Source organism: Ruminococcus sp. Marseille-P328 (assembly GCF_964249465.1).
GTDB lineage: Bacteria > Bacillota > Clostridia > Lachnospirales > Lachnospiraceae > Blautia_A > Blautia_A faecis.
The window spans coordinates 218,699-228,214 of sequence record NZ_CAXUBQ010000002.1; the positions used below are offsets into that span (position 1 = coordinate 218,699).

Here is a 9,516-nt window from a genome sequence, read left to right on the forward strand (position 1 = left end):
TCCAGCCGACATTGCCCAAATGCGTCCCTTTTTGAAAAACATCTCACCCCACTAAAAATACGGTAAAGGAGAATTCACTGTGGATCTAAACTACCACTCAATAGAATCCCTGCTGAAGGCAGCGAAGGAGAACAACTGTCGTCTGTCCGCTTTGGTTCTGGAGCAGCAGGCGGAGCAGATGGAACTGCCGAAGCAGGAAATATATGAAAAAATGAGGGAAAACTATCGGGTTATGGCATCCTGTATCCAGCCTGGCAGCGCCCCGGATCTGAAAAGCACAAGCGGCCTCACTGGTGGAGATGCCTATCGCATGCGCACTGCTGTAGAGCAAGGGAAAAATCTTACAGGTCCCCTTCTTGGAGGTGCCCTCTATCGTGCCCTTGCAGTATCAGAACTGAACGCTTCCATGGGAAGAATCGTAGCAGCGCCTACAGCAGGAAGCTGCGGCATTGTACCGGCAGCTGTACTCACCATGCAGGAGCAGTACCAGCTTACAGAAGAGGAATGCGTCATGTCCCTTTTCACAGCATCTGCAGTGGGAATGGTAATTGCCAATAATGCGTCACTTGCAGGAGCGCAGGGAGGTTGTCAGGCTGAGTGCGGTTCTGCATCTGCCATGGCAGCGGCGGCAATTGTGGAACTTGCCGGCGGCACACCTGATATGATCCAGTCGGCAGTAGCCACTGCCCTAAAAAATATTCTGGGTCTTGTATGTGACCCTGTTGCAGGGCTGGTTGAAATTCCATGCATTAAGAGAAATGCATCAGGCGTAGCTGGGGCATTTGTGGCAGCAGAACTGGCTCTGGCCGGAATCCGAAGTGCAATTCCGGCTGACGAGGTGATCTGGACTATGAAAAAGGTAGGAGATGTGATGCCCACTGCCCTTAAAGAAACAGCAGAGGGTGGCCTGGCGGCAACACCTACAGGGCGCAAACTGCACCAGCAGGTTTTTGGAGAAATGAAATAATACATTATTGCGGTTCATCAGTAACACAAAACCACAGGAAAATATTTCAAAACACGTTAAAATATTAAAAAGTTATTCCAAAAACCACAAAAATATGTTATCCTTTATTCATAAAACTGACATGTCTGAAAATAATTATGTCAAAGTATAAAGGTGGCTAAAATGAGCAAGAATACGAAGGAACAGGAAATTCCATATTCCTACCTTGTGGATAATATAAAAATATTTTTGATTTTTCTGGTGGTTTTTAATCATATCATTGCATTCCAGCTGGTTAAAGCACATCAGGTTGTGCGTTTTGTGTGGTATGGAATTACCATATTTCATATGCCGGCGTTCATATTTATTTCCGGTTATCTGTCCAAGAAGCCTCAGGATGTGATGAAGAATGTTAAGAATTTATTGATTCCATATATTCTGGGTTATACACTTACCTGGGCAGCGCAGATCTGGCTGGGAAATAAAATGGATTATGAACTGCTCCGTCCTTCCGGAACCGTTATGTGGTATGTGCTTGCGTTGTTTGCATACCGTCTGACCATAGAAGCATTTGGAAAAATAAGGTTTATTGTACCTCTCAGCATTATTTTTGCGCTGTGGGCAGGAACCAGAATGGAATTCAGTACATTTTTATCAGCTTCAAGAATTGTGGTATTTTTCCCGTTTTTTGTGGCAGGATATTTATGGAAGAGTGAATACACCAAGGTGATCCGCAAATTTAAAGGCAAGATCGTGGTTGCACTTTTCGTGATCATTCTTCTGTTTGTGGCGACCAATTATATGATCGGAAATAATATTCCGGTAGACCTTTTCCGAGGCAATCATTCCTATCTTGCAAGTGGAATGGACAATGTGCAGGGAATGGTAGTCAGAGGAATGATGTATCTGATTTCCTTTACGGTTATTTTTGCATTGCTGGTGCTGATGCCAGATAAACGCCATCCATTTATTTTCCTGGGAAGAAACACAATGGGAATTTACTTTTTCCATTATCCCATCATGATTCTGATGAACGGACTTATGATCCTGAATATTCCGCAGCTGATGAATGTATGGGCGTTGTTTGGAGTGTCAGTTCTGTTTGTACTGATACTTGGAAGTCTTCCGGTGGACTGGGTCTATACCAATGTTATGGGACTGATCACCTTCATTCTTTTTAAACGTGAGAAGAAGGTTGAGGATGAAGGCCTGGAAGACGAATATGATAGTGAAGAGGAAGACCGGTTTGCAGTACTGGCTCAGCGAAGAATGGCTATCGAAGAGCTGGCTGCCACATGGGATACCTCCTTTGATGCAGAAGAGAAAGAAGATCATGAAGAAGGGCAGTCCTGACGGATTGTCTTTCTTTTCTTATTAAGAAAGAGACAGCAGTTCAGTGGTTTCACAGTAAAAAAAGAGTTATATTTTTGTTAAACCCGGGAATATTTTTGTAAAGCAGATATTCTTTCATAATGACTTACTATGCAAACTGTGTTATACTAAATGTATTTATTAGTCCCGGACGGCAGCTGGTTCGGATTTGTTGCTGCTCAGGCTATGAACAGTAACCGGGGGAATGAAAGGGAGTATTTTACTGCAGGGTGAAGCTGACAGCAGGGGTTTTAAGGGGAAATATGATGAAAAAAGTAATCACTTACGGAACTTTTGACCTGTTCCACGAGGGACATTATAATATTTTAAAAAGAGCGAAAGCATTGGGCGATTATCTGATCGTGGGCGTGACCAGCGAGAGCTACGATATTGAGCGTGGTAAGCTGAACGTGCGGGACAGCCTTCTGAAAAGGATTGAGAACGTACGCCGTACCGGTTTTGCAGATGAGATCATCATCGAGGAGTACCAGGGGCAGAAGCTCAGCGATATCATCAAGTATAAGGTAGACCTTCTGGTACTTGGTTCTGACTGGCGCGGCAAATTTGACTACCTTAAGAATTACTGTGATGTTGTGTACCTGGAGCGTACCAAGAATATTTCCAGCACCAAGCTGCGCGGTGAGGGAACCACTTACACCGTGGGTGTAGTTACAGATAATGACCAGGATAATGGGATTGTGTGGGAGACAAAATATGTCAGCGGTCTTCATGTGGAGTGCGTTTTTTCTGAGAATGCAGAGGCAGCGGAGTCGTTTTGTGACAAATATGAATTGGATTCCTACTACAGTGTGGAGGCAGATAATGGGGAATGGCAGCAGGGATTTGACTGCTTTTTGTCCCAGGTAGATATAGTTTATATCAAGACCGAGCAGCCTAAGAGGGAGAAATACATCCGCAGATCCCTGGAGCTTGGAAAATATGTGATAAGTGACGCTCCTATGACGAATAATAAGGAGAAGCTGAAGGATCTGTTTGCACTTGCAGCAGCCCGTCATGTACTTCTTGTGGAGAAAATAAATCTGGTGTATCTGCGGGCCTTTAACCAGCTTGTCTGGCAGACACACAGCGCCTTGGTGGGCGATATTGTGTGTGTGAAATGCTCTATTTCCCAGGACCATTTCGAAGGAGGAAGAAGTTTTTCCGAAACTGCAGTTCTGCCTTTGTGTGCTATTATCAAGATACTGGGCAGAAATTACCAGGAAGTGAATTCCAATGTGGTGAAGGACAGATCTGGAAACTGCATTTACGACATGATCACCATGAAATATCAGGATGCTCTTGCCACAATCGAGATTGGCACCACAGTAGATGTGGAGGATGAGTTTGTTGTGATCGGTACGAAAGGCCGTGTGACCATCCCGGGAGACTGGTGGAATACAGGATATTTTGAGGCAAAGATAGACGACAGCAAGGGACTGAAGCGGTACTGCTTTAACTTCGAAGGCAATGGCCTCCGTTACCTTTTGCAGGAGCTGCTTATTATGATCAGTGATGAGAGAACGGAATGTACCAGACTTTTTAATGAGGAATCAGAGACTCTGGCAGACATTCTGGAAATCATAAACCAGAGAGGATAACCAATGACAGAGAAACAGGAACATCTGCTGCAGCTTTTCCGTGAGCTGGATGAGATCTGTAAAAAGAATAATCTGAGATATGTAATGGCGGGAGGAACGGCCATCGGGGTTGTGCGAAACGAGGGATTTATTCCCTGGGATGATGATGTGGACATCTATATGCCCAGAGACGACTGGAACAAACTGGTGGAAATTTCCGGATCCGTGCTTCCGGAGCACCGCGCCCTTCAGTGTGTGGACGTAGACCGCAGCTATACCAATACTTTTCCAAGGTATGTTGCTACGGACAGCTGCGCCCTTCACAAGCATCAGATTATCGGCAGGGACAGTGCCGGTGAGATCATCGACGTGCTCACTCTGGATCCCATTCCCGCAGATGATAAGGAATATGAGAAATACAGAACTCATATGATGATCTACTCTGAGCTGGTAAATATGGTAGTTGTATATGGTGCCCGCTGGGAAATTCCAGTGACAGCCTATCTGCGCTGGCTTTTTTCCTATACATTTCTGGGAAAAGACCGCACATTGAAGAAACTGGAGAAGATCATGTATTCCTATAAGGAAGAGGATTGTCCGCGCTATGCAATGCGCTGGGGCGGCTGTCCGTTCCTTTTTGACAAGGACATGATGTTTCCTGTGAAATATATGAACTTTGAGAACACAAAGGTAATGGTGCCGCACAGAATGAGTGACTATCTGATCTGGCATTACGGAGATGAATGGTCCTATATTCCACCCCATGGGGAAAGAGAATCCCACGATGCGGTTACGGTAGAGGGAATTACCTATAAAGAGCTTCGGGATGATTATCTGCCGGGAATCCGCAAGGGCAGGCTTCGCAGAGATTCCATCTGGCGCAAGATCTATTCTCTTGCAGGTGCGAAGCGGAACCACCGCCTTCAGTATAAGCGCAATCTTCTGCTGGCAAAAAGTACGGTGATGGATCTGGAGGCGCGCATTTCAGAAAGCAGACACGGCCTGAAGGAATTGGTAGAAAAGCGTGACTTTTCCCAATTAAATGAAATCTTTACAAAATATTACCAGGTTCAGCTGAGCTCTGCGTTTATCGGCAGGGAGGATTTTGGCGGAATCTATGCTTTTTATCATCCTGTTTTGCTGGAAGTCAGCGATGTGACTTTTTATGCAGCAATGCTGACGCTGGTTTATACAGAACGGATCGGGAAAGCATGGAGAATGCTGGTGGTGAAAGAGCAGACCGGTACATTCCCTTCTGAACTGGCCCAGTTGAAATCTGATATTGAACTGTTTCGAAGAGCAGTCTGCGATTATGAATTTAAGCGTTATCAGGAAGCGGAGGATACAATGGTGCCGCTGATGGAACGGTATCCGGAAGTGCCGGGATTTGTGAAATTTAAGAGCCGTTTTCTTATGGAACGCGCCCGCAATGGAATTGATATGGTGGAAGCGGAGCTTTATATTGATGAGGCACTGCGGCTTTTCCCGGAGGACGGGTATTTCCTGAAGTACCAGGGAGAACTGCTCTGGATGAAGGGCAAATGTGCGGATGCTCTGGAAGTTTTTGCAGATGCCCGTGAGAAAACAAATAATGGAATTACCCAACTGGAGTTGGATAAGTTTTTGAATCCTTATGGCAGGGAGACGGTGAAGACTTGTCAGCAGCTTCTGGATGTTGGACAGAAGGATGGAGCGATGAAGCTTATGGCTTTGTGGTACAGACTTCTGCCGGAGAATCCTTCTGTGCGGGAATATTATTATCTGGCCCGCGCAAGTGTTGCGAAAAAGCGTTCTGAGGTGGAGGAACTGATCGGGGAAATTCTAAAGCGCATTGATGCAGAGCGTGCAGAGAGCCCAGGTGAGAACAATGACATCCAGATTTATAAGCGTGCACTGACAAAGGCATGGGAGCGCCTGGGCTATCCAGGTGAGCTGGCAAGGGTTCGCACAGATCTGATTTACACCAGTGAGGCGGATGATCTGGAGTGGCTGGCAGAACGTGCCAAGGACGGACAGATCCGCAAGGAAAAACGAGCCCAGGTGTACAAGGTAATTGGAGATGTGAGAAGAAAACAGGGACAGACGGAGGCTGCGTTCCAGAACTATCTGGAGGCACTGCGGCAGAATGGAAGCGGTTTTGTGCGAACGGAGCTTTCCAGAATATTTCTCACAGATCTGTATGAAGGAAGCAAGAGAGCAGCTGTATATGCAAAAGCCGGAGATGCTTCTGAGTTTTTGAATCAGTGGCTTGGAAAGTATGGAAGTATAGAAGAGATACAGCAGCTTGTGAAAGAATGCTTGTGACACACATCTCGCAGAAAGCCTTTTTCAAACAGGCGCTGGTAACAGTGTGATCACTATGAACAGACAGATGGGAGCAGACGTAGCTTGAACAGAGAAATAAAAGAAGTTGTAAAGCTTCTGGCCGAAATAGATAAAATATGTAAAAGAGAAGGAATTCCTTATTATCTGGGACCACAGCTTACTTTATGCTGTGTTACCGGGCAGGAGATCACCAGCCCTCATGCAGGTGTGGTCTATATGCGGACTGCGGATATGGAGCGCTTTCGTCTGGCTGTGGAGAAGGAGGCTCCGGATGGCAGAATTGTAGAATCCATGAATAACAATAAGCGTTTTTATGGATTTTTCCTTCGCTATACAGATCTGGATACGTTGTGCTTCCGGCTGAATGAAGGCAGGAACTACAAATATCCGGGTATGGGAGTGGATATTCTGCCCTTGCGTGGAAAACAGCGTTCCAGACTTGCTCATTTGTGGACAAGAGCCCAGGAAGTGGGATGGAATGAGCTGGCTGATTATTACGGAGACCGAAAAGGCAGGAAAAAAGCAATCTGCCGTTTTGTCATGAGGCTTCGTCTGGTCACAGGACGTGCCCGTCTGGGAAAAAGCCTTTACCGCATGCTTTGTAAAAGGATGAATGTGGAGGATACCCAGGAATATGTAGTTCGCCTAAAGAAAAAGGCAGTGTATTTTCCAAAGGAAATTTTCGATGAGACAGAAACTGTAGTGATCGATGGCAGGAGATTTCCGGTGCCAGGAGATACTTATACGTATCTTCAGAAGTATTATGGGGAAGACTACCAGGAGAAGGTTCTGGATAATTATACAGTGAAGCTGTCGGAAATGGTCAGTGCCAGGATCCGATTCGAGGATTATTTTCAGGAAGTGGGAAGTCAGAAGAGTCTGATCCGGAAGCGCAGCCGTGCCCGACGGAAGCAGGGACATGCCAACCAGAAAAAGGAATATCTGAACTGGAGCTGGAATTATGTGAAATTCTGTGCGTCCAAGATTGAATTGGAGAAATATTATCTGGATAACAAAGAGTATATTATAAATCTTTATAAGAATAAAGATTATCCGGCTTTGGAAAAAGTTTTTGTCCCATATACAAAGGCTATGGTGAAGAGCCTTAAGAATGACGAAGTGTTTATTCCAGATGAGGAGCTTCAGCATATTTATCTGGATATGTTGGGAGTAGCAGGAAGGACAAATCTGAAGAAAAAGGTGGAGAAATTCTGGAAATGAAAGTAACGGATTATATTGTTGAGTTTTTACAGAGAAAAGGGATTCATGATTTCTTTGGATACCAGGGAACCATGATCGCCCATCTGGTTGATTCTATAGAGAAAAATCCTCATACCAGAAGCCATTCCAGCTATCATGAGCAGGGAGCGGCTTTTGCAGCATGTGGATATGCCCAGGCGGGGGAACGGTGTGCATGTGCTTATGCGACCAGCGGCCCGGGTGCTGCGAATCTGATTTCAGGAATCGCAGATGCTTATTTTGATTCCCTTCCGGTTATTTTTCTTACTGGTCAGCTGAATACTTATGAGTATTCCGGCATCCCGGGACTTCGGCAGCAGGGCTTTCAGGAGATTGATATTGTTGCCATGGCGAAGCCTGTGACCAAGTATGCAGTACAGATCCGGGAAGACGAGGATATTGTAAAAGAACTGAATAAAGCTTATCATATTGCTAACTCTGGCCGGAAAGGACCGGTATTGATTGATCTTCCTATGAATATACAGCGGGGGGATGTAAAAAATCCGGTTTATGACATAAGTCTGGATGAGATGGGATTTGGTGCAGCTTGCGAGAGCAGCATGGAAGCAACTGCAAACAGCTGCGGAGCAGCAGGCGTGGACATGGCAATGAAGCCGGACGACAGTGGAGTATTAGAGTCTGCAAAAATGGCAGACTGTGAAATATCAGCTTGTGCTGTTTCTGCAGCAGATGCAATCCGTGAAGCACTGGATAAAGCACAGCGTCCCGTAATCATGTTAGGACATGGAGTCAGCGACAAAGCAGTCCGCGACCAGTTATTTACTCTGGCACGTCAGTGGAAAATCCCGGTAATCACAAGCGTATTGGAAATGTCAGCACTACCGTGGGACGACCCGCTGAATTTTGGATGCATCGGAGGCGCTTACGGACATCGCTATGCCAATATGATCGCCAATGCGAAAAGTGACTTGCTGATTTGTCTTGGCATTTCCCTTTGCACCCGTCAGATTGGTACGAAAGTTCATGAGTTCGCGAAAAATGCGAAAATCATCCGAGTAGATATTGATAACTATAATTTGCAGCGAAATATTCACGAAAATGGAATTGATGAAATGAAATTCTGTGCAGATGCTGCCGAGGTGATTCGGGCAATGGCAGAAAATGCGGAAAGTGCAGAATCTGATGGCTCGACGGTTTATGATTTCAGTGAATGGCTGGCTGTGTGCGCCGATATAAAGAAATCTTTGCGCGCAGTAGATGATTCCACCCCGGAACGTTATCCGAACCGTATGATCGCAGCTTTAAGCGACGCTCTTGCAGACACTTCCGCAGTAGCAGTTGACGTAGGACAGCATATGGTATGGAGCTACCAGTCCTTCCATAACCAGAAAGACCAGAAGCTTCTTTTCTCCGGCGGACACGGAGCAATGGGCTATGCTCTTCCAGCAGCAATCGGAGCTTATTACGCCACCGGAAAGCCAGTAGCCTGCATTTGCGGTGACGGCGCATTCCAGATGAACATTCAGGAACTGGAGTGGGTCAAGCGTGAGAATCTTCCTATTACCATGATGGTAATGAACAACCACGCCCTGGGAATGATCCGCCACCTCCAGCGCGACTACTTTGAGCAGGTCTATGCTGATACCTCAGAAGGCAGCGGCTTCTCGTCCTGCAACTTCACAGAGGTAGCCAAAGCTTATGGAATCAGCAGTGCCTGTATGGAAGCTAATGAGGTTGCTGAAAAAGCGGCAGACTTTTTACATGGCACCGAAGCGCCGAAACTCCTTGAAATCCGCCTGGAGCCCGGCACCTTCGCTTATCCCAAGACCTGCCTGGGCGAACCCATCCACAACCAGCAGCCGTATATCCCGAAGGACGTCTACGACAGACTGATGGATTTATAAAAAATAAATTTATAAGAACCGGGCTATTTTCAATAACACATTGAAAGTATGACCTGGTTCTTGTTATCATAGAGAATAACGAAATTGCTATTTAGTGTGTTGAAAAGTTCTTTAGGAGGGACGCATTTGGACAATGTGTATTACTCACTCGCCGGCGCAACGCTCCAGCGAACTAATCGCTAACTGCGACTAA

At 46.0% G+C, this 9,516-nt stretch carries 6 protein-coding genes; all 6 read left to right on the plus strand.

What is annotated here, in order from left to right:
- The first annotated feature begins 79 nt into the window (after positions 1 to 79).
- The 6 genes from sdaAA to ACESTK_RS02960 all read left to right on the plus strand — a co-directional run bounded on the left by sdaAA (position 80) and on the right by ACESTK_RS02960 (position 9,323).
- Positions 80 to 967 carry an L-serine ammonia-lyase, iron-sulfur-dependent, subunit alpha gene (sdaAA, locus tag ACESTK_RS02935; RefSeq protein ID WP_187566496.1) on the plus strand — a complete coding sequence of 296 codons (888 nt, stop codon included), beginning with the start codon at positions 80 to 82 and terminating at the stop codon, positions 965 to 967.
- Positions 968 to 1,129: 162 nt separating this feature from the next.
- Positions 1,130 to 2,299 carry an acyltransferase family protein gene (locus ACESTK_RS02940; RefSeq protein WP_373118560.1) on the plus strand — a complete coding sequence of 390 codons (1,170 nt, stop codon included), beginning with the start codon at positions 1,130 to 1,132 and terminating at the stop codon, positions 2,297 to 2,299.
- 281 nt (positions 2,300 to 2,580) lie between these two features.
- Positions 2,581 to 3,915 (plus strand): adenylyltransferase/cytidyltransferase family protein, encoded by a 1,335-nt coding sequence (locus ACESTK_RS02945; protein ID WP_373118562.1) that lies wholly within the window; start codon positions 2,581 to 2,583, stop codon positions 3,913 to 3,915.
- 3 nt (positions 3,916 to 3,918) lie between these two features.
- Positions 3,919 to 6,198, plus strand: coding sequence for a LicD family protein (locus ACESTK_RS02950; RefSeq protein WP_373118565.1), 2,280 nt, complete (start codon positions 3,919 to 3,921; stop codon positions 6,196 to 6,198).
- 84 nt (positions 6,199 to 6,282) lie between these two features.
- Positions 6,283 to 7,440, plus strand: a complete 1,158-nt coding sequence (locus ACESTK_RS02955; RefSeq protein ID WP_226854224.1) for a LicD family protein — start codon at positions 6,283 to 6,285, stop codon at positions 7,438 to 7,440.
- The gene (locus tag ACESTK_RS02960) at positions 7,437 to 9,323 is read left to right on the plus strand and encodes a thiamine pyrophosphate-binding protein (protein WP_373118569.1); all 1,887 of its coding nucleotides are present in this window, start codon (positions 7,437 to 7,439) and stop codon (positions 9,321 to 9,323) included. The genes ACESTK_RS02955 and ACESTK_RS02960 overlap by 4 nt, the downstream gene beginning before the upstream one ends.
- Positions 9,324 to 9,516 lie beyond the last annotated feature (193 nt).

Coding starts and splice junctions, on each gene's coding strand:
- ACESTK_RS02960 (WP_373118569.1), top strand. CDS start 7,437: ATGAAAGTAACGGATTATATTGTTGAGTTTTTACAGAGAAAAGGGATT.
- ACESTK_RS02940 (WP_373118560.1), top strand. CDS start 1,130: ATGAGCAAGAATACGAAGGAACAGGAAATTCCATATTCCTACCTTGTG.
- ACESTK_RS02950 (WP_373118565.1), top strand. CDS start 3,919: ATGACAGAGAAACAGGAACATCTGCTGCAGCTTTTCCGTGAGCTGGAT.
- ACESTK_RS02945 (WP_373118562.1), top strand. CDS start 2,581: ATGATGAAAAAAGTAATCACTTACGGAACTTTTGACCTGTTCCACGAG.